A 19,892-nucleotide genomic window follows, 5' to 3' on the forward strand; every position below is an offset into this window, starting at 1 on the left:
GACTCATGATCGTTCCCCCATCCGGAGTTCGGTTCCTTCTCCCCGTCGTCCTGTCAGCCAGGCCTGCACCGCCAGCACCACGCAGGCCAGCACCACCAGGGCGGTGGCGGGGACCAGCAGTGAGGCGGCGTCGGTGCGCAGCACGGCCCCCGACAGATCCGTGGCGGGCGTGCGGACCGTGAAGGCGAGCGCCACCAGGTCCACGCCCGGACGTACCAGCGGCACGGTGGCCACACTGACCAGGATGCCGCCCAGGGCGCCCAGCAGGACCTGCGGCAGCATCTCCAGCACCGCCAGCCACTGCCGCCCGCGTCCCGTCATACCCATCGTCCGCAACCGGGCCAGCAGCGCCTTGCGCTGCGGCGCGTTGTCCAGCAACGACAGCAACAACGCCAGCACGCTGTACCCCGCGCCCGCCGCGACGGCGGCCAGGTACACGTGCCGTGCGCCCGACTGCAGGGCCGAGGTCGTGCCGTAGGTCGTGCGCTGCTGGGTCCGCAGCGTGACCGACGCCTGGGGCGCGGCCTTGGCCACGACGGCGCGCAGCGCCGTCGCGTCGATGCCGGTGCCCGTCGCGTACAGCGTCGAGGGCCCGTGCGCCGGCTCCTTGGTTCCGGGCGCGACCTTCGCCAGGGCGGCCCGCGACACGATGACGAACTCGTGATTGGGCGCCGCCGGGGTGGCGTCCTGTGTGCCCACGATCTTCACCATGACGCGCCCGACCGATGATCTGACGGACTCCGGGCCGCCGGCGCCGTTTCCGAACGTCCGCGCGAGCGCCGGGGAGGCGATGGCGGGAAGGGGCTCCTTCGTCCCGGAGTCCAGCTTGCCGGTGGGGAAGGAGGAGCCGAGGCCGGTGGCGGCCACGAGGCGGGCGTACGGTTCGGGGTCGACGACCAGCAGGTCGAACTGGGTGCGGGAGTTCATCAGATGCTGCCCGGGCTCGACCCGCACGCCGGTGACCTCGCGGACCCCGGGGACCTTCCGGACCTGGGTGTCGAGTCCCTGCGGGAGGGCGCCGAAGGTCTGGACCCGGGCGTCCGCGCCGACCGCGGTCACCGCGGCGTGGTCGCGTCCCGCATCCACTCCGGCCAGGACGGCCCCGCCGAAGGAGGTGACGGTGAGCGCGACCAGGACGGCCAGCAGCGGCAGGGCCGTGGTGGAGGGGGCGCGTCCGGCGCGGGCCAGTCCCAGGTGGAGCACGGCCCCGTTGAGCCGTGCGAAGGGCCGGGCCAGCAGCCGCACGGGCCAGGGGTACAGGCGCAGCAGGATCAGTGCGGTGACCACCGCCAGCAGCACCGGCGCCGCGGCGGTCAGCACGTCAGCGCCGCCGTCCGCCGTGCCGCGCTGCCGCAGCGCCACCACGGCGCCGGCGACGACGACCACGACGGCCAGTTCGGCCACGGTGCGGCGCCGGGACGGCCGGGCCGCGACGATGTCCTCACGCTGTCCGGGGCGCGGCCGGCGGGCGGTGGCCGCCGCGCGCAGCGGCAGGCTCACCGTGGCCAGTACGGCGACGGCGGCGGCCGACCACACGGCGAGCCCGGACCGTTCCGTCGGCAGCAGGAGCAGCGCCAGGGCGAGCCCCGCGGTCGCGGACGGCCCCGCCACCACCGCGCTCTCCGCCAGCAACCGGCCGGTGAGCGAGCTCATGCTGATGCCGCGGGCCCGCAGCAGTGTGAACTCGGCCCTGCGCCGGTTCGCCGACAGGCCCGCCGCCATGAGCAGCACCACGACGGCCACGGTGCCCACGCCGACGGCGGCGACCAGGATCAGCGGCTGGGCGGCCGTGCGCTCGTCGGCGAAGGGACCGAGGCGTTCGGCCAGTCCCTGTTCCTCGACGTGCAGGCCGCGCTGCTTGGTCTGCAGCCGTGCCGCGGCCGGGCCCGCCGTCAGCGCGGAGAGCCGGTCGCGCAGTGCGGGGACGTCGTGTGCGGTGAGCGCGCCGATGTCCGCGGGGTGGTGCCAGTAGACCCGTGCACCGTCCTGCAGGCCGAGCAGGACGTTCGTGTCGGCCTCGTCGATGAGGGCGGTGAAGTGCCAGTACGGGATGGGGGCGCCGCCCGGGTTCGGCAGCGAGACAACACTGGGCTTGCGCAGGTCGGGCTCGGCGTTCCACCAGGCGGCGCCGGCTGTCCGGGGTGCGACGATCCCGGTGACCCGGACGGTCAGGACGGATCCGAGGGCGTCCTGGAGGTGGAACGCCGAGCCCGTCCGCAGCTTCATGGCCTTGGCCGTGCGGTCGGTGATCACCGCTTCGGCGCTGCGGTCGTCGTTGCCGGAGCGCGGCAGGCGGCCTTCGATCAGGCGGGTGTTCGCCGCGAGGTCCGGCTGGGCGACCAGGGTGCCCTTCGGGGGGAGCGGGGCATCACCGGGCAGCCGGGGCAGCCCGGGGTCGGTGGCGTCCGTGTCCGCGGAACTCACGCCATAGACGGTCTGGTCCGGCTCCAGTGCCAGCGGCGGCCGTACGAGCTTCTGGAACTCCTTCTCCGTCTTCCTCAACGAGTCGGAGGCCAGCAGGGCTTCGGGGCCGAAGGGGACGGACAGCCGCGACACCTGGAGCGACATCGTGACGCTGCGCTCCGGCAGCGACGTGTGTGACAGGGTGTCGCGCAGTGCGCCGTTCTCGTAGCCGTCGACGGCCCGCGGCAGCGCGGCCGCCAGGAACGCCGTGACGAGCACCAGCGCGGCCACGGCGAGTGTGCCGCCAGGGGCGGCGCGCAGCCGGGCGCGGATCCAGGAGACGTCACCGCTGTGCGGGGCACGGGGCTCGGCCATGTCATTCACCTCCTTGGCGCCGCAGCGCCTGGGCCGGGTCGGCGGACCGCCACGCGGTGAGCATGACGCCGAGCAGGGGCAGCGCGGTGATGGTGAGCATCAGCAGGGCGAGCGGGCCTGAGGGCAGGTGCACCCGCACCTCGGGGACCGGGGACTCCGCGTCCGCCGTCAGGATGATCAAGGGGACGACCAGTCGGGTCAGCAGCCCGCCGAGCAGGGCGCCCACGCCCACCGCCACCAGGATGACCAGGCCCTGTTCGGCGACGATCACCCGGGCCAGCCAGCGGCGCGGGGTGCCCAGCGCGCGCAGCATCGCGAACTCCTGGGAGCGGTCGCGCAGTGCGCCGGCCGCCGCCACGATGTAGCCGAGCGCGGCCAGCACCACGGCGGTCACCACGGCGGCGGGCAGTGCGGACAGCGGCCCGGCGCCGAGCGGATCGCGTTGCAGTTCGGTGCGCTGCTCGTCGCGGACCAGGAGCGAGGTGATGTCGCCGCGGGCTCGCAGCGCCGAGGCGACGCGGGCCGACGCACCGGGCTCGGCCGCCAGCCACCACTCGCCGGGGACCAGGGAACCCTGGCCCGCAGCGCTGAGGAACGCGTTGACCGAGCGCAGGTCCAGCAGCAGCGCCCCGCCGTCGGTGCCGTCGGTCTTGGGCACGGCGGTGGGCAGGGCGCGCACGGCCGTGGTGACGCGGACCGGCACGCTCACGCCGGCCAGCTGGACCCGCACCGAGTCGCCGGGCTTCGCGCCGACCGCCCGCAGGTAGGCGTCCGTGGCGATCGCCGGCAGTGTCGCCGGGGCGTCGGGCTGGGAGGTCAGGATCACGGACGCCTTGTCGTAGCCGCCCGGGACGTACTCCTGGCGGGGCATGTGGCCGGTGTCGAACTCGACGGTGAGCGGCGTCCGCGCGCTGGAGTCCGGGGCGTCCGTCCTGGCGGGCTCGTGGTCCTCGTACCCGGTGAAGTCGGGGTCGCCCATGACGGCGCGCGCCTTCCACGAGGAGCCGGCGGGCACCGTGACGTCGTGCGATGTGCCGTCGTCGGACACCGCGCGCAGGGCGGTGACGGAGAGCCGGTGGTACTCGGTCCGCTGGGGCAGTGAGTACTCGGCCTTGAGCCCGGTCAGGCGCAGCGGTCCGGCCGGACCGGCTCCGGGGGACCGGCCGGCCTCGGCGCCGAAGTCCGCCACCACGACGTGCCGTCCGCCGTCGGCGGGGACGTCGCCCAGGGAGAGCGTGTACGGGAGGCCGAAGCGGTCCGTGAACGTTCCCGACAGGCGGGTGGTGACGTCGCTCCCGATCGGTCGGCCGCCGAAGTCCGCGGTCTGCAGGCGGACGGTCAGGAGGACGCGCGCCGTGTCGCGGGGGAGGGTGAACCCGGCGTCCGGCGCGGCGGTGTCCTGCGGGCGCAGGGAGCGCAGCTCGTCCGGGAAGGGCCGGCCGGCGAGGTCGTCGCGCAGAGCGGTCACCCGGGGGGCGGTGGTGGTGTCGATCGCCAGCACGGTCGCCTCGAGGCCGCGGGGCAGCGGCACGGTGCTGCGGCTCGCCGGAGTCGCCGTGGTGATCCCGGGGACGTGGTCGTAGACGCCGCCCTGTCCGAACGGCGGTGTCGAGGTGCCCGTCACGCGGAGGTCCGCGCCTACCGAGAAATCCGCCTGGTCGCTCTGGGACCGCTCCCACGTGTCGTTCTCGCCGATCGCGAACATGCTGATCGAGACCGCGAAGACCAGGAGGAGGGCGGGGCCCGCGCCACGGCCGGTCCGCCGCGCGAGCTGCCACCCGGCCAGCGCCGTGGGCAGGCCGGTCGACCGGGCTGCCCGCCGCTCGCCGAGCCGGGCCGCCAGCGGCAGCAGTCGCAGCGCGAGTACCGCGCCGGCCAGCAGGCACAACGCGGGCGCCACCACGAGCACGGGGTCCACTCCCAGTGCGCCGGTGGTGGTGGTCGTCAGGGGGCCCGACTGGTTGCCGCGCCGCGACAACTGCCAGTAGCCCAGGCCCGCCACGATCAGCAGCGCGACATCCGCCCCCGCCTGCACGGAACCGGGCAGCGCGCCCTTGCGGGCCCGTGCCTGCCGTTCGACCGCGTAGGTGCCCGTGCGGCGCAGCGCCGGCGAGGCCACGGCGACGCTGCACGCCAGCGCGGCCAGCACACCGGCCCACCAGGCCGTCGTGGTCGGTACGTCCAGCCGCACATCCGCCCGCGCCAGGGCCCCGTGCCCGGCGAGCAGGCGCACCAGGGGGCCGGCCAGGAGCGGTGCCGACAGGGCCGCGGGCAGCGCCAGCAGCAGTGCCTCGGTGGCGGCCAGGCCCGCGATGCGGGTCCGGGAACTGCCACGGGCGCGCAGCTGGGCGTTCTCCTCGGAGCGTTCGCCGGCGAGCAGGCCCGCGACGAGGACCAGCGCCAGACCGGCGAGCAGTGCCAGCTGTACTGCGCTGATCAGCAGCGTCGAGCGGCTGACCAGCACATTGCGGTCCAGGTCGGCCATGAGTGCGGGCAGCTCACTGCTCGCCGTCGTCTTCCCGGCCAATTGCTTGTCGTCCAGCCGGTCCACCGTCCGGCGGACGTCCTGACCGACGCGGTCGAGGCGGGCGGTGGTCATGCCGGAGAAGCCCGATCCCGCCGTCCACTGGATCTCGGCGGCCGGGACGGCGCCCGTCGTGAACGTCCGCGGGTCCACGAGCATCGGGCCGTAGGTGGTGAACGACAGCGTCCGTACGCCGCGACCGCCGAGGGGGTCGAGCCTCCAGTACAGGGCGGCGGGGTCGGTGGGCCGGTACAGGCCGGTCAGCCGCACGCGCAGGGACGGCCCGCCCCGCCGGTCGGCGAGAGTGATCACGTCGCCGGGGTGGACGCCCAGGGCCTCCGCGGCCGTGTCGGGCAGCGCGACCGGCACCGGGCCCTTCGACTTCGGCGCGTCCGGGAAGGTCCCCTCGGTCATGGTCACCCGGGAGCGGTCGAACGTGGCGAGCAGGGTCAGGTCCGGATTGCCCGCCGATCCTGCGCCGGCCGGGCGCAGGGCCGGCGGCAGTCCGTACGCGCCCGAGCGGGTGCTGGACGAGATCCGTACCGGCAGCCCGTCGTAGGCCCCCGCGAGCGCCTCGCGTACGCGGGAGGCCACCTGTCCGGTGTCCTGCCCCGTCACGTCGGACGTCACGTCGATCTGGGTCCTGGCGGCCGACGGCCCCTGCAGCGTGCGCCGCAGCCCCGCGTCCCCGACCGCGCCGCTGAACGCGGCCAGCGCGGCCACGGCGCAGGTGGTCAGGACGACAGACAGCAGTGCGGCAGCGAGCAGCAGCCGGTGCGCGCGCAGGCGCAGCAAGACGAAGCCCGGCACCATGCCCCCCGTTCTTGATGCCCGTAACAGTGTGTTGCGAGTGGTCGACCCGTCACCTCGAAGCGGTGACTGGTGCCACACCCTACGCCCACGTCACGACGTGATCGCACAGGTGTCCCCACGTTCAGCCGTCGATGGGGTGAAGGGAGGGGTGGAATCAGATGGTTGTTGCAACCGGGAGCCCGTGCTCGTTACCACTGTGTGAACAGTGGCATATCGCCACCGCATTTATGCTGGCCTGCATGAGCGAGGGACTGCTGGAACGGCGTGAGGGCCCGGCGGGCGACGGGGCTGCCTCCGAGGCGATGGTCGTGGTCGAGGACCTGGTGCGCACCTTCGGCACCGGGGACACCGCGGTGCACGCCCTGGGAGGGGTGTCCTTCTCCGTGGCCCGCGGGGAACTGGTGGCCCTCAAGGGCCGCTCCGGCTCGGGCAAGACGACCCTGCTGAACATCATCGGCGGCCTGGACCGCGCCGACGCCGGCACCGTCACCGTCGACGGCACCACACTCAACGACCTCGCCGAACGCGAACTGCTCGCCCTGCGCCGCGACCGCATGGGCTTCGTCTTCCAGTCCTTCGGCCTGCTGCCCATCCTCACCGCCGCCGAGAACGTCGGCGTCCCCCTGCGCCTGCGCAACACCCCCCGCCACGAACGCGAGGAACGCGTCAACCTCCTGCTCTCCCTCGTCGGCCTGCAAGGCCACGCCGGCCAGCGCCCCGGCGAGATGTCCGGCGGCCAGCAGCAACGCGTCGCCATCGCCCGCGCCCTGGCCAACCGGCCCGCCCTGATCATCGCCGACGAACCCACCGGCCAACTCGACGCCGACACCGGCCGCGCCGTCATGGAACTCCTGCGCGCCGTCGTCCACAGCGAAGGCGTCACCGCCCTCGTCGCCACCCACGACCCCCAACTCCTGGCCCTGGCCGACCGCGTCCTGGAACTGCGCGACGGCCACATCCTCACCACCGACTGACACCTCCGCGCCGAGCGGCGGCGCGGTGCAGCGCCAGGCCGGACCAGCCGACCAGGACGAGTCCCACCGCCGTGAACCCCGACCAGAACAGCAGCGGCCCGTGCCCGACGTCACGGCGGGCCACGACCCGCTCGGGACGGTCGGCCCGGTAGACGATCGGGAGCCGGTCCCCGTGGCCGGCCTGGCGGCGGTTGGTGCCCGGCGGCAGCGGGTGGGTGACCTCGGCGCCCGCCACGGTGAACGTCACCCACAGCCGGCCGTCGCCGGAGTCGCCGCGGGCCTCGCGGACGGTTCCCACCGTGTGTACGCCGTAGCGCACGGACAGGGTGTCCCTGGCTGCCGCAGTCAGCAGCCACACACCCGCGACGAGGAACACCGCACCGGCCAGGAAGAGCGCCAGGGGGTGGGCGGAACCCGCGACGGGACTCTCGCCGCAGCCGTGCCCCTGCCTTCGCCGGCCGTCTCGCACCGGTCCGTCACCTGCGCCCGCTGCCCCCATGACAGCAATTTACGGGAACCACCAGGCCGTAGGGGAGAGGGAGTTCGGCCCTGCGTGACGAGGGCCGTACGGGCCCGTCCGCCGGTCCGGCCGACCAGGTCGCGCCGGCGGCGGTGACGCTCGGCCGGACCCCGTCTCGCCCGGCGGCACCGCGTGCTGCCGGTGCCGGCCCCGACGCCGCGTCGGGGCCGGGTGGGGGCGTCTTGCCCGGATCGTGGTGTTACGTATAACGTTCGTGCATGTCCCGTATCGCCCTGGTCACTCTCGTCGTCCCCGACTACGACGAGGCCATCGCCTTCTACACCGGCGCCCTCGGTTTCGAGCTCGTCGAGGACGAGCCGCGCCCCGGTGGGAGCCGCTGGGTCGTCGTGCGCCCGGCCGGCGCCGCCGGCAGCGGGCTGCTGCTCGCCCGCGCCAAGAACGACGCGGAACTCTCGCGGGTCGGCGACCAGACCGGGGGACGGGTCGGCTTCTTCCTGCACACCGAGGACTTCGCGGGCGACCACGCGCGGATGCGTGCCGCGGGGGTGACGTTCCTGGAGGAGCCCCGCCACGAGGCGTACGGCTCGGTCGTCGTCTTCCAGGACCCCTACGGGAACCGCTGGGACCTCCTCCAGCCCGCCGCCACCGCCCCCACCGACCACGACCAGGAGCGCACCGCGTGACCGCCCTCGACACCGACCTGATACGCCGGCTCCCCAAGGCCGTCCTCCACGACCACCTGGACGGCGGCCTGCGCCCGGCCACCCTGGTCGAACTGGCCGCCGGGATCGGCCACGCGCTGCCCGCCACCGACCCCGGAGAGCTGGCCGCCTGGTATTACGACGCGGCCAACTCCGGCGACCTGGTCCGCTACATCGCCACCTTCGAGCACACGATCGCCGTGATGGGCACGCGCGAGGGCCTGCTGCGCGTCGCGGAGGAGTACGTGCTGGACCTCGCCGCCGACGGCGTCGTCTACGGGGAGGTGCGCTACGCCCCCGAGCTGCTGGTGCACCGCGGCCTCACCCTCGCCGAGGTCGTCGGGACCGTGCAGGAGGGCCTGGCCGCCGGCATGGCGAAGGCCGCCGCCGCGGGCACCCCGGTCCGCGTGGGGACCCTGCTGTGCGCGATGCGCATGACCGACCGCAGCCGCGAGGTGGCCGGCCTCGCCGTCGCCCACCGCGACGCGGGCGTCGTCGGCTTCGACATCGCGGGGGCCGAGGACGGCTTCCCGCCCGCCGACCACCTCGCCGCCTTCGAGTACCTGCGCCGCGAGAACATGCCCTTCACCATCCACGCGGGCGAGGCCCACGGCCTGCCCAGCATCCACCAGGCGGTGCAGGTCTGCGGCGCGCTGCGGATCGGCCACGGCGTCCGCCTCACCGAGGACATCGTGGACGGCAAGCTCGGCCGCCTCGCGGGCTGGATACGCGACCGCCGCATCGCGCTGGAGGTCTGCCCGACGTCCAACCTCCAGACGGGCGCCGCGGACTCCATCGCCGCGCACCCCATCACGCTCCTGCGCGACCTCGGCTTCCGCGTCACCCTCAACACCGACAACCGCCTGGTCTCGGCGACCACCATGACCCGGGAGATGGAACGGCTCGTCACTGAGGCGGGCTGGACGGCGGAGGACCTGCGCGAGGTCACCGTCAACGCGCTCAAAAGCGCCTTCCTCCCCTTCGACGAGCGGAACGCGATCATCCGTGACGTCGCCCTGCCGGGCTACGAGACGGTGCTCGGCGCGGGCCGCTGACCGACGATGGAGGTACCGGGCCGGCTCGGCTCCCGGCCCGGTACCCACGTGCGCCGACCGCGCCCGCGCCGTCCGGCGCGGGCCAGGTGCCATGCCGGAGGCGCCGATGGAGACGACCCCGTCCGGAGGACGGCCGCGCGGACGCGGCAACGTGTTCCTCGCCTTCGTTCCGTGGATCGCCTTCGACGTCGTCGCCGGGCCCAGCACCTGGGAACTGGCCGCCCTCGTGGGGCTCGTCGCCTCGGTCGTGCTCACCGTCCCCGACGTCGCCCACGGCTCGGTGAAGCTGCTGGACGTCACCGGCATCGTCTTCTTCACCGTCATCGCCCTGCTGGGCCTGCTCCTCGACCGGCACGACCTGATCTGGCTGGAGACCTACGCCCAGGTCCTGGCCAACGCCGTCATCGCCGGCGTCGCCCTGGGATCGCTCGCGTTCGTGCCCTTCACCGAGCAGTACGCCCGCGAGTCCACGCCCCGCGAGATCTGGGGAACCCCGGCGTTCCGGCGTACCAACCGGGTGCTGACGCTCGTGTGGGGCCTGGTCTTCGCGGTCACCGCGGTCCTGGGACTGATCGCCCTGCGGGTCGCCGCCGGGACCGACTGGCTGAACTGGGTGATCCCGGTGGCCCTTCTCGTGCTCGCGGTCCGCTTCACCGAATGGTACCCGGCGCGTGTGCACCAGCGCGTCCACCGTGACGGGGCGGCGCGCGGCGTCTGAGACGGCGCCCACCGGCCCTGCGCCGCGTCACGGGCCACCGCACGGGCGGCGCGAGGGTGCCGGAGCTCCGTCAGGCGCGGCCCGTGCCGCGGTAGAGGTCGAGTTCGCCGTCGAGTTCGAGGGCGAGGACGGTGGCCCAGGGGTCCAGGGCGTCGGGGGAGGGGGCGTCGATCCAGGTGACCCCGGGGACCTCGTGGAGCCCACCGGTCACGTGGTGGGCCAGTTCGGCGCCGCTGCCGACCACCGAGACGCGCCGGAGGCGGTTGCGCAGTCCGCGTACCGCGACCGCCTCGCGAGGGACGTCGAAGCACACCAGGTAGAGGGTGCGGCGGTCGGCGGACAGGGTGCTGGGGCCGTAGTGGTGCCCGGCCGGCAGGCCTGCGACGGTGCCGTACACGGCGTCGGCGTGGGCGCGGATCCAGTCGCCGAGACCCTCCAGGCGCGCGGTCTGCTCCGGCGTGATGGTGCCGTCCTCGCGGGGGCCGACGTCCAGCAGCAGGTTGCCGCCCGCGCCGATCGTCTCGGTGAAGTAGCGGACGAGCCGGCGCACCGACTTGTGGCGGTGGTCGTCGTGCTGGAAGCCCCAGGAGTCGTTGACGGTCAGGCACAGCTCCCACGGACCGGACGGCGGTTCGACGGGGATGCCCTGCTCGGGTGTGGCGTAGTCGCCGTGGCTGAGCATGCGCGCGTTGAGGACCGTCTCCGGGTTCCCGGCGAGGATCCGCGCGGCCAGGGCGTCCAGGCCCCACTGCTCCTCGCTGCGCTCCCACTCGCCGTCGAACCACAGCAGGTCGGGACGGAAGCGGTCGACCAGCTCCCCGACCTGCGCGTCGCGGTAGGCGAGGTACCGCTTCCAGGCGGCCGGGTCCTCCTTGCCGTCGGCCGGGGTGACGAAGCGGCTCGTCAGCACGTCCTCCAGCGGCGGGGCCGGGTGGACGGCGCTGGGGTAGTCCGGGTGGTTCCAGTCCGAGTGGGAGTAGTACAGCCCGACCCTGAGGCCCTGTTCGCGCAGTGCCCGCGCGTACGGGGCGACCAGGTCGCGCCCGGCCGGGGTGCGCCGGACGACCGACAGGTCGCCCTGCGCGGTGTCCCACAGGGCGACGCCGTCGTGGTGCCGGGCGGTCAGCACCGCGTAACGGGCGCCGGCGCGCGCGAAGAGCCGGGCCCACGCCCGGGGGTCGTAGTGGGCGGCGGTGAAACCGTCGAGCTGGCGCATGTACCGCTCGTGGGGTACGTCGCCGTTGTAGAAGGCCCAGGACTCGGGCACGCCGTCGACCGCGTAGATCCCGTAGTGGACGAAGATGCCGAGCTTGGCGTCGGCGAACCACGGCTGCAGGGGCATGGCTGACGGGTCCTCGGGGGATCGGGAGGGACGACCACGGGTGCGGGATACGTCGGAGGAGTCCTGTCCTCCGCCCCGAACCTAAGGGGGATCGAGGTGACTGACAAGAAAGACATCCGATGTATCGCCGCACCCGCTCTCGCTCGCGGTGCCCCGGCCGCTGGATCACCGGCCTACTTCACCGATCCGGCCATGACCCCCTCCACGAAGTGCCGCTGGAAGGCGAAGAAGACCACCAGCGGCACGATCAGCGACAGGAACGCGCCCGGCGCCAGCACGTCGATGTTGGCGCCGAACTGCCGCATCTGGGACTGCAGGGCGACCGTGAGCGGCTGCGCGTCGCTGCCCGCGAAGATCAGCGCGACCAGCATGTCGTTCCAGACCCACAGGAACTGGAAGATGGCCAGGCTCGCGATCGCCGGACGGCCCACCGGCAGCACCAGCTTCCGGAAGATCGTCCACTCCGAGCCGCCGTCCATCCGGGCGGCCTCCAGCATCTCGCGCGGGATTTCGGCGAAGTAGTTGCGCAGCAGGAAGATAGCGAACGGCAGCCCGTACGCCACGTGGAAGAGGACCACGCCCGCGGTCGTGCCGAACAGTCCGACCGCGCCGAACAGCCGGGCCACCGGCAGCAGTCCGATCTGCACGGGCACCACGAGCATGCCGACGACCACCAGGAAGACCCAGTCCCGCCCGGGGAACTCCAGCCAGGCGAAGGCGTATCCGGCCAGCGCGGCGAGGACCACGACGGCGGCGGTGGCGGGCACCGATATCAGTACGGTGTTCCAGAGCGCCTGGGTGATCCCGCTGTCGCCGAGGATCGCCGAGTAGTTGTCCAAGGTCAGCGAGCCCGGGTGGAGCAGCGCGGACCACCAGCCGGATCCGGCGTTGTCGTCGGCGTCGCGCAGCGAGGAGACGAACAGCCCGGCCGTCGGGGTGAGCCAGACCAGCGCGACGACCGTCAGCAGCACCTGGACGAGCCCGCCGCGCAGCACCGCGACCAGCCGTGCCGCCGGGGAGGGACGCCCGGGTGCCCGGCCGGCCGGGCCGCCCGGCGGGGCGGGCGGAGCGGGACGCGGAGCGGCGGTCTGCACGGTCATCGGTTGCTCCTGCGGAAGCGTCGGATGTTGAGGGCCATGACGGGCAGCACCAGCAGCAGCAGGACGACGCCGATCGCGCTGCCCAGGCCCTGGTTGTTGCCGCCGCCGAAGGAGACCAGCCACATCTGCAGCGCCAGGACGTTGGCCTCTTCCTGCACCGAGCCCGGCGCGATGATGTAGACGAGGTCGAAGACCTTCATCACGTTGATCACCAACGTCACGAAGACGACCCCCAGCACGGGCGCCAGCAGCGGCACGGTGATCCTGCGGAAGATCTGCCACTCGCTCGCGCCGTCCATCCGGGCGGCCTCCAGCGTCTCGCGCGGCAGCGAGGCCAGCCCGGCGCCGATCAGGACCATCGAGAAGCCGGTCCAGATCCACAGGTAGGCGCCGATGATCGCCGGGGTGGCCAACGTCGGGCCGAGCCAGTCGATGCCGGCGTACGGCTCCGCGAAGTTCTTCGGGGGCAGCCGAACGCCGTACGGCCCGTCACCGGCGTCCGGGAAGCGGAAGGAACCGTCGTCCCCCGTGGTCGCGGTGGCGACGACCTCGCCGCCCTTGGTCAGTTCGACCGCCATCCGCGGCAGGCCGCGTTCCTGGGGGTCCACGGCGCCGGGCGTGCCCCCGCCGCCCGGGACGAAGTCCAGGTAGACCACACCCGTCACCGCGTCGTCGGAAACCGGCGCGGGCGCCGCCGGACGGGCCTGCTCCGGAAGGGACGCGGGCGGCAGGCCGACCAGGCCCAGCGTGACGTCCTTGCCCGGTTCCACCTGCGCGACCGCCTGGAAGCCGCCGTTGCCCGACTCCTTCATCACCTCCGTGCCGCGCGGGCGGGCACCGGGGTAGGCGGAGGAGTCGTTGAAGGTGTCGTGGACGGCGACGGCGACCGCGTTCATGACGCCGCGTTGCGGGTCCTGGTCGTACACCAGACGGAAGGTGATGCCGGCGGCGAGGAAGGAGACGGCCATCGGCATGAAGATCAGCAGCTTGAAGGCGGTGGCCCAGCGGATCTTCTCGGTGAGCACGGCGAGGACCAGGCCGACGCCGGTGAGCACCGCCGGCGCGGCCACGACCCAGATCGCCGTGTTGCGGACCGCCTTGAGACTGGCGGGGTCGGTGAACATCTCCTGGTAGTTGTCCAGGCCCACGAAGCGGTCGCCGCCGGCGTCGAACAGGCTGCGGCCGACCGAGAAGAGGATGGGGTAGCCGACGAGGGCGCCGAGCAGGACGAGCGCCGGGAGCGCGAAGGCGATCGCGGTGACGCGGGCCCGGCGCGAACGCCGCCGGACGGCGGCCGGGGCGGTGCCGCCCGCCGGAGCGGACGGCACCTTGCGGGTGAGGGCGGACATGACCCGGCCTCAGCCCTTGTACGCCTTGGCGGCCGCGGCCTCGAGCCTCGCCGCGGTGGCCTTCGGGTTCGACGGGTCGCGCAGGAAGTCCTGGAGGATCTTCCACTCGCCCTTGCCGGGCGTGCCGCCGAAGGCGGGCGGGGTCTGGTCGGACATGTCGAAGCGCACCGTGTCACCGGCGTCGACCAGCGACTTGGCGGCCGTGCGCAGGGTGTCGTCCGCGTAGGAGGCCGGGTCCAGCTTGGTGTTGGGGGAGAGGAAGCCGCCCGCCTTCGCCCAGATCCCCGCCGCCTCCGGGGTGGCCAGGTAGGCGATCAGCTCCATGGCCGCCTTGGCGTTCTTGCCGGACTTCAGCGCCACGGCGGCCTCGCCGCCGCCGACCACCGGTGCCGGGCCGCCGTCGACCGAGGGGAAGGGGAAGAACTTGGCGTCCTCGCCGACCTTGCCGCCGAGGTCGCCGGAGATGACCCCGCCGACGAAGTCGCCCTCGTAGACCAGGCCGGCCTTGGGGCTCTTGCCGAAGACGTGCGCGACGGAGTCCGGGAAGCTGGTGGCCAGGGCGCCCTTGCGGCCGCCCGCGAGCAGGTCGTCCTCGCCGAAGAGCTGGGACAAGCTGGTGAGCGCCTTGACGACGGTGGGGTCGGTCCAGGGGATCTCGTGCCGGGTCAGCTTGTCGTAGTTCTCCGGGCCGGCCTGGGAGAGGTAGACGTTCTCGAACCAGTCGGTGAGCGTCCAGCCGTCGGCGCCGCCGACGGCGAAGGCGGGCAGGCCCGAGTCGGAGACGGCGCGGGCGGCGTCCAGCATCTCCGCGAACGTCTTGGGCGGCTGCACGCCGGCCGTCTCCAGCGCCTGCGGGCTGTACCAGACCGTCGACTTGTCGGATGTCTTGAAGTACAGGCCGTAGTAGGTGCCGTCGACCGTGCCGAAGGTCTGCCAGATCTTGGCGTAGTTCTTCTCCGCGGCGCCCTTCACGTCCGGGGAGAGCGGCTGGAGCCAGCCCTTGCCCGCGAACTCCTTGAGCACGCCGGGCTGCGGCACCATCGCGACGTCGGGTGAGTCGCCGCCCTCGATCTTGCTGCCCAGGACGGTGGCGAAGTTGTCGCCGGTGGAGACGTACGCCACCTTCGCCCCGGTCTTGGCGGTGAAGCCGTCCAGGACCTTCTGGAAGTTCTGCTGCTCGACGCCGGTCCAGACGGCCGCGACGGTCACGGTCTGGCCCTTGAGCTTCTGGTCGCCGGCCGCCGGGCCGGAGTCGGAGGCGGCCTTGGTGTCACCGCCGCAGGCGGTGGTCGCGAGGGCCAGACCGCACAGGGCGGTGGCCGCGACGAGGGTGCGCTTCATCGGGTGGTGTCCCTTCTTCGATGGGGTGGAGCGATGCGGTGGTGCGGAACGGTCAGCTGAGCGCCGGGTCGTGGACCCACCAGGCGGCGGCGTTGCCGGGGAGGACCCCGGGCGGGCAGGGGGTGCTGGACAGCAGCGGCTGTCCCGGCACGGGGGCGGGGACCGGCTCGTCGCCGAAGTTCACGGCGCAGACCAGGCCCTCGCCGCGGACGAAGGCGAGCACCCCGGGAGGTGCCTCCAGCCAGCGCAGGGTCCCCTCGCCGAGCTGCGGCAGCCGGGCGCGCAGACCGAGCGCCTCCCGGTACAGGTGCCAGAAGGAGCCGGTGTCCAGCAGCGCGCGGTCGGCGCTGTGCTCGGCGAACCAGTCCGGCTGCGGCAGCCAGGGCCGGGCCGTGCTGCCCTCGGCGGTGAAGCCGAACGGCGAGACGTGGCCCGACCAGGGCAGCGGCACCCGGCAGCCGTCCCGGACGAACCGGCGGCTGCCGGTGCGGCGGAAGATCGGGTCGGTCAGCACCTCGTCCGGCAGGTCGACGACCTCGGGCAGCCCCAGTTCCTCGCCCTGATAGACGTACGCGGCCCCGGGCAGCGCCAGCATCAGCAGCGCGGCGGCGCGCGCCCGGGCGGCACCGAAGTGCCCGGTGGGGCCGCCCGCGTACCGGGTGACGGTCCTGACCTGGTCGTGGTTGTTGAGCACCCAGGTGACGGTGGACCCGGTCCCGGCGATGTCGCGCAGTGCCTCGGCGACGGCCGTGCGGAACGCCGCGGCGTTCCAGGGCGCGCTCAGCAGGTGGAAGAAGAAGGCCTGGTGGAGCTCGTCGGGGCGGACGTAGTCGGCCTGTTCGGCCGGAGTGGGGACGGACACCTCGCCGACCAGGAGGCGTTCGCGTCCGTCGCGGGCGGTGTACTCCTCGCAGATCGCACGCCACCGCCGCCACACCCCGTGCACCTCGGGACGGTTCCATGCCAGCGGGTTCACGGAGTCGCGGGTGCGCTCATCCGCCGCGGGGTCGGGGGAGTCGGGGAGGGCGGGGTGCTTGAACAGGCCCGCCGCCACGTCGATGCGGAAGCCGTCGACGCCCCGGTCGAGCCAGAAGCGCAGCACGTGCTCGAAGGACTCGCCCACCCGCGGGTCGCGCCAGTTGAGGTCGGGCTGCTCCGGGGTGAACAGGTGCAGGTACCACTGGCCGGGCCTGCCGTCCGGTTCGGTGACCCGGGACCACGCGGGGCCGCCGAACATCGCGCGCCAGTTGTTGGGCGGCAGTTCGCCGTGCTCGCCGCGTCCGTCGGCGAAGTGGAACAGCGACCGGGCCGGGCCGTCCGGGCCTTCCGCGAGCGCCTCGCGGAACCAAGGGTGGGCGGCGGAGCAGTGGTTGGGCACGACGTCGACGACGGTGCGCAGGCCCAGCCGGTGCGCGTCGGCCACGAGGCGGTCGAACTCGGCGAGGTCGCCGTAGAGCGGGTCGACGGCCGTGTAGTCGGAGACGTCGTAGCCATGGTCGTGCTGCGGCGAGGGGTAGAAGGGGCTCAGCCACAGCCCGTCGACGCCCAGCTTGCGCAGGTAGGGCAGGCCCGCCCGGACGCCGGCCAGATCCCCGACACCGTCGCCGGTGCTGTCCAGGAAGCTGCGCACGTAGACCTGGTAGACCACCGCGTCGCGCCACCAGGGGCGGACGGAGGTGAGGGCGGGGGAAGGGGCGGCGGCGGTGGAGGAACCGTCCTCCAGAGGGGCAGTGAACACCCGTCACCATCCTGACTGCGGGCGCGCGGACGTACACGACAGCACGCCGCGCGAGGTGGCTCGTTATGCATGCATGTTAAGTAGCCGTGTAAGGAAGGTGTCAACGGAGCTGCCAACAGTTGGCGCTTACTGGGATGTTTTATGTGGGTACAGGTAGCGGCTATGGCGTTCCGGACCCCGGAATGATTCTCCGCGCATACCTAACATGTAGGTAGGGGGATGGAGGCGTCGCGCCCGCCGGGGTGCCGCGGGTCAGCGGTCCCGCACGATCTCCCGCAACTCGCGGTCCAGCCGCGCCACGGCCTCGTCCGGCGTGGTGTGCAGCGCCAGCGCGTCCCGGCTCACCGCCGCCACCGCCAGACTCACCTGCTCGTAACGGGCGCTCTTGGGGCGGGGCCTGGCCGCCTTGAGGCTCTGTTCCAGCACCGGCAGGTACGGGTAGCGGCGCACCAGCCCCGGGTCCCGGTACAGGTCGGCCCACACCGGCGGCAGCGAGCCCTCGGTGAGCACCTGCCGCTGCACGGACTCACCCGTCATGTAGGCCATGAGGTCGGCGGCCGTCCGGGGATGCCGCGAGTGCGCGTTGACCGCGAGGTTGGACCCGCCCAGCACGCCCGCCCCCGGCCCGCCCGGGCCGGGCAGCGGCACCGCCGCGAAGCGTCCCGCGACCTGCGAGTCCGGTGCCGACGCGAGGTCGTACACGTACGGCCAGTTGCGCAGGAAGAGCAGTCGGCCGTCCTGGAAGGCCCGCCGGGACTCCTCCTCCTTGAAGCGCAGCGCCTCGCGCGGGATCCAGCCCTCGCGCACCCCGCGCACCAGGAAGCCCAGTCCCTCCCGGGCGGCGGCGGAGTCCACGGTGACCCGGCTGCCCTCGCCGCCGAGGATGCCGCCCCCGGCCGACTGCACGGCCTCGGTCACGTTGACCGTCAGGCCCTCGTACGGCAGGAACTGCCCGGCGTAGCCGCCGATCCGGTACTTCGGGGCGAGGGTCTTCGCCTGGCGTTCCAGCTCCGCCCAGGTGCGCGGCGGTTGAAGGCGTTCGCGGTCGAGGATGTCCCTGCGGTAGTAGAGCAGCCCGGCGTTGGTGACGTACGGGACCGCGTACAGCCGTCCGCGGAACGTGGCGGTCCCCTTCACCGAGTCCAGCAGCCGGTCCATCGGCAGGCCGCGCGGGTCGACCGGCGCGATCCAGCCCGCGCCGGCGAACTCCGAGGTCCAGGCCACGTCGATGTTGAGCACGTCGAAGCGGTCGCTGCCGGAGCGCAGGCTGTCGGCCATCTGCGCACGCACCTCGTCGGCAGCCTCGGGCAGTTCGACGAGCGTCGCCTTCTCCAGGGGGTGGGCGCGGTTCCAGCCGTCCAGCACGTGCTGCAGATAGCCGGTCAGGTCGCGGCCGGTCGCCAGGGTCACCGGGCCGCGGCCCGTCGTGCCGGGCGGGCCGTCGGCGGCACGGGCCCCCGCGGAGGCGTAGCCGGTCAGCAGCAGGGCAGAGACGAGCAGGGTCCTGCCCGCGACCCGCGCCCAGCGCATACGATCCTCCAGGTCCCGCTTCCGGCGACGGCGTCGTCGTCCGAAGGGACATGTATACCTGTTGGACATGCGCGATACTAGCCACTGCGGCAAGATGGCCTGCTCACCGATGATCGGGCTGGTGAGCGGCCCCTAACAAGCAGGTAGCCGGGGAGGAGGCAGGACGAGCGTGCGCCTTCCTCTCATGGCACTCCTCGCCAAGGGCCCAGCCCACGGTTACGAGCTCAAGACGGCACTTGAGAAGCTTTTCGGCGCTGCCTATCCTCAGCCGAACATCGGCCAGATCTATGTGACGCTGGCGCGCCTGGAGAAGTCGGGACTGATCCGGGGCGAGGACGTCACCCAGTCCGGCCGGCCCAACAAGCGGATCTACGAACTCACCGACGCCGGGCGGGAGGCGGTCGCCGCCTGGTTCGACGAGCCGTCCAGCGAGCCGCGGGTGCGCGACGAGTTCTTCATGAAGCTCGCCCTCGCCCCGGCCACCGGCATGGCCGACCAGGTCTCCCTGATCAACAAGCAGCGCCGCCACTACCTCAACCTCATGCGGGCCATGTCCCGGCTCGCCGCGGGGGAGGACCGGGACGACACCATCGCGCAGCTGCTGATCGAGGGCGCGACGCTGCACCTGCAGGCGGACCTCGACTGGCTGGAACGCTGCCAGGAGGAGCTGGAATGAGAAGGGCCGAGCCGCCCCCCGCGGCGCCGCACATGCTCCGGGTCGAGGGCCTGGTCAAGACGCACCGCGTGGACGGCGGCGACGTCCGGGCCGTGCGCGGGGTCGATCTGGAGGTGCGGCCGGGCGAGTTCGTTGCCGTCACCGGTCCCTCCGGCGCCGGCAAGTCCACCCTGCTGCACCTGCTCGGCGGCCTCGAACGACCCGACCGGGGTCGGATATGGCTGGACGGGCAGCGGGTCGACCAGCTCAGCGAGGCGCGCTGGGCGGTGCTGCGCCGGCGCGGCGTCGGCATCGTCTTCCAGTTCTTCAACCTCGTCTCCACCCTGACCGTCGCGGACAACATCGAGCTGCCCGCCCTGCTCGCCGGCCGCTCCCCCCGCCAGGTGCGCGCCGCCCGCCAGGAGCTGCTGGCCGAACTCGGGCTGACCGGCAAGGAGGACAGCACCCCCGCCGACCTGTCCGGCGGCGAGCAGCAGCGGGTCGCCCTCGCCAGGGCCCTGGTCAACCGTCCGGCCCTGCTGCTGGCCGACGAGCCCACCGGCAGCCTCGACAGCAAGGGCACCCGGGAGGTGCTGCGGCTGCTGACCCGCTGCCACGAACGCGGGCAGACCATCCTGCTCGTCACACACGACGCCAAGGTGGCCAGCGCCGCGGACCGGGTGATCAGCCTCTTCGACGGCGAGGTCGTCGACGACATCACCCTCGACGCCGTGCCCCGCGCCTCGCGTCCTTCCCGCGCCGCCGCCGACGTCGTGAAGCTGCAGGGCTGACC

The 19,892-nt window shown here is 73.2% G+C and carries 15 protein-coding genes; 6 read left to right on the forward strand and 9 right to left on the reverse strand.

Annotation, left to right across the window (positions count from 1 at the left end; translation table 11 throughout):
- Positions 1 to 3: 3 nt before the first annotated feature.
- Both PV342_RS18415 and PV342_RS18420 read right to left on the reverse strand, forming a co-directional pair.
- Entirely contained in the window at positions 4 to 2,778 is a 2,775-nt protein-coding gene (locus tag PV342_RS18415) for a hypothetical protein (protein WP_500317901.1), read from the reverse strand.
- 1 nt (position 2,779) lies between these two features.
- Positions 2,780 to 6,115 carry an FtsX-like permease family protein gene (locus tag PV342_RS18420; protein ID WP_500317902.1) on the reverse strand — a complete coding sequence of 1,112 codons (3,336 nt, stop codon included), beginning with the start codon at positions 6,113 to 6,115 and terminating at the stop codon, positions 2,780 to 2,782.
- Between the two features lie 302 nt (positions 6,116 to 6,417).
- Here PV342_RS18420 and PV342_RS18425 point away from each other — a divergent pair, with 302 nt between their 5' ends.
- Positions 6,418 to 7,089: an ABC transporter ATP-binding protein gene (locus tag PV342_RS18425; protein WP_500318038.1), complete on the forward strand. Its 672-nt coding sequence runs from the start codon at positions 6,418 to 6,420 to the stop codon at positions 7,087 to 7,089.
- Here the strand turns inward: PV342_RS18425 and PV342_RS18430 are convergent.
- Positions 7,076 to 7,558 (reverse strand): DUF3592 domain-containing protein, encoded by a 483-nt coding sequence (locus PV342_RS18430; RefSeq protein ID WP_386997382.1) that lies wholly within the window; start codon positions 7,556 to 7,558, stop codon positions 7,076 to 7,078. The genes PV342_RS18425 and PV342_RS18430 overlap by 14 nt on opposite strands.
- Positions 7,559 to 7,827: 269 nt before the next feature.
- On the opposite strand from PV342_RS18430, the gene PV342_RS18435 reads away from it, so the two are divergent.
- The 3 genes from PV342_RS18435 (at position 7,828) to PV342_RS18445 (ending at position 10,044) form a co-directional block, all read left to right on the forward strand.
- Positions 7,828 to 8,253, forward strand: a complete 426-nt coding sequence (locus tag PV342_RS18435; protein WP_392617016.1) for a VOC family protein — start codon at positions 7,828 to 7,830, stop codon at positions 8,251 to 8,253.
- Positions 8,250 to 9,326: an adenosine deaminase gene (locus PV342_RS18440; protein ID WP_329184321.1), complete on the forward strand. Its 1,077-nt coding sequence runs from the start codon at positions 8,250 to 8,252 to the stop codon at positions 9,324 to 9,326. Before PV342_RS18435 ends, PV342_RS18440 begins: the two co-directional genes overlap by 4 nt.
- Positions 9,327 to 9,432: 106 nt before the next feature.
- A complete protein-coding gene (locus tag PV342_RS18445; protein WP_500317904.1) occupies positions 9,433 to 10,044 on the forward strand; it encodes a DUF3159 domain-containing protein in 612 nt (203 codons plus the stop codon).
- A 70-nt stretch (positions 10,045 to 10,114) separates the two neighbouring features.
- Here PV342_RS18445 and PV342_RS18450 read toward each other — a convergent pair whose 3' ends face one another.
- The 6 genes from PV342_RS18450 to PV342_RS18475 all read right to left on the reverse strand — a co-directional run bounded on the left by PV342_RS18450 (position 10,115) and on the right by PV342_RS18475 (position 18,444).
- Positions 10,115 to 11,386, reverse strand: a complete 1,272-nt coding sequence (locus tag PV342_RS18450; RefSeq protein ID WP_500317906.1) for an alpha-L-fucosidase — start codon at positions 11,384 to 11,386, stop codon at positions 10,115 to 10,117.
- 173 nt (positions 11,387 to 11,559) lie between these two features.
- Complete coding sequence (locus PV342_RS18455) at positions 11,560 to 12,390, reverse strand: carbohydrate ABC transporter permease (protein ID WP_500318039.1); 831 nt, start codon at positions 12,388 to 12,390, stop codon at positions 11,560 to 11,562.
- Positions 12,391 to 12,482: 92 nt separating this feature from the next.
- On the reverse strand, positions 12,483 to 13,835 hold the full coding sequence (locus PV342_RS18460; protein ID WP_329184317.1) for a carbohydrate ABC transporter permease: 1,353 nt from the start codon (positions 13,833 to 13,835) through the stop codon (positions 12,483 to 12,485).
- A gap of 9 nt (positions 13,836 to 13,844) precedes the next feature.
- Complete coding sequence (locus PV342_RS18465) at positions 13,845 to 15,176, reverse strand: ABC transporter substrate-binding protein (protein WP_018560440.1); 1,332 nt, start codon at positions 15,174 to 15,176, stop codon at positions 13,845 to 13,847.
- Positions 15,177 to 15,228: 52 nt separating this feature from the next.
- On the reverse strand, positions 15,229 to 16,914 hold the full coding sequence (locus tag PV342_RS18470) for a glycoside hydrolase family 13 protein (protein WP_400797536.1): 1,686 nt from the start codon (positions 16,912 to 16,914) through the stop codon (positions 15,229 to 15,231).
- Between the two features lie 252 nt (positions 16,915 to 17,166).
- Positions 17,167 to 18,444: an ABC transporter substrate-binding protein gene (locus PV342_RS18475; protein ID WP_500317908.1), complete on the reverse strand. Its 1,278-nt coding sequence runs from the start codon at positions 18,442 to 18,444 to the stop codon at positions 17,167 to 17,169.
- 169 nt (positions 18,445 to 18,613) lie between these two features.
- Between PV342_RS18475 and PV342_RS18480 the strand changes: the two genes are divergently transcribed.
- Together PV342_RS18480 and PV342_RS18485 are read left to right on the forward strand one after the other, a co-directional pair.
- A complete protein-coding gene (locus PV342_RS18480) occupies positions 18,614 to 19,120 on the forward strand; it encodes a PadR family transcriptional regulator (protein ID WP_026251263.1) in 507 nt (168 codons plus the stop codon).
- The gene (locus PV342_RS18485) at positions 19,117 to 19,890 is read left to right on the forward strand and encodes an ABC transporter ATP-binding protein (RefSeq protein ID WP_400797543.1); all 774 of its coding nucleotides are present in this window, start codon (positions 19,117 to 19,119) and stop codon (positions 19,888 to 19,890) included. Before PV342_RS18480 ends, PV342_RS18485 begins: the two co-directional genes overlap by 4 nt.
- Positions 19,891 to 19,892: the final 2 nt, after the last annotated feature.

It is taken from the genome of Streptomyces sp. PA03-3a (genome assembly GCF_033792735.1).
Taxonomy (GTDB): domain Bacteria; phylum Actinomycetota; class Actinomycetes; order Streptomycetales; family Streptomycetaceae; genus Actinacidiphila.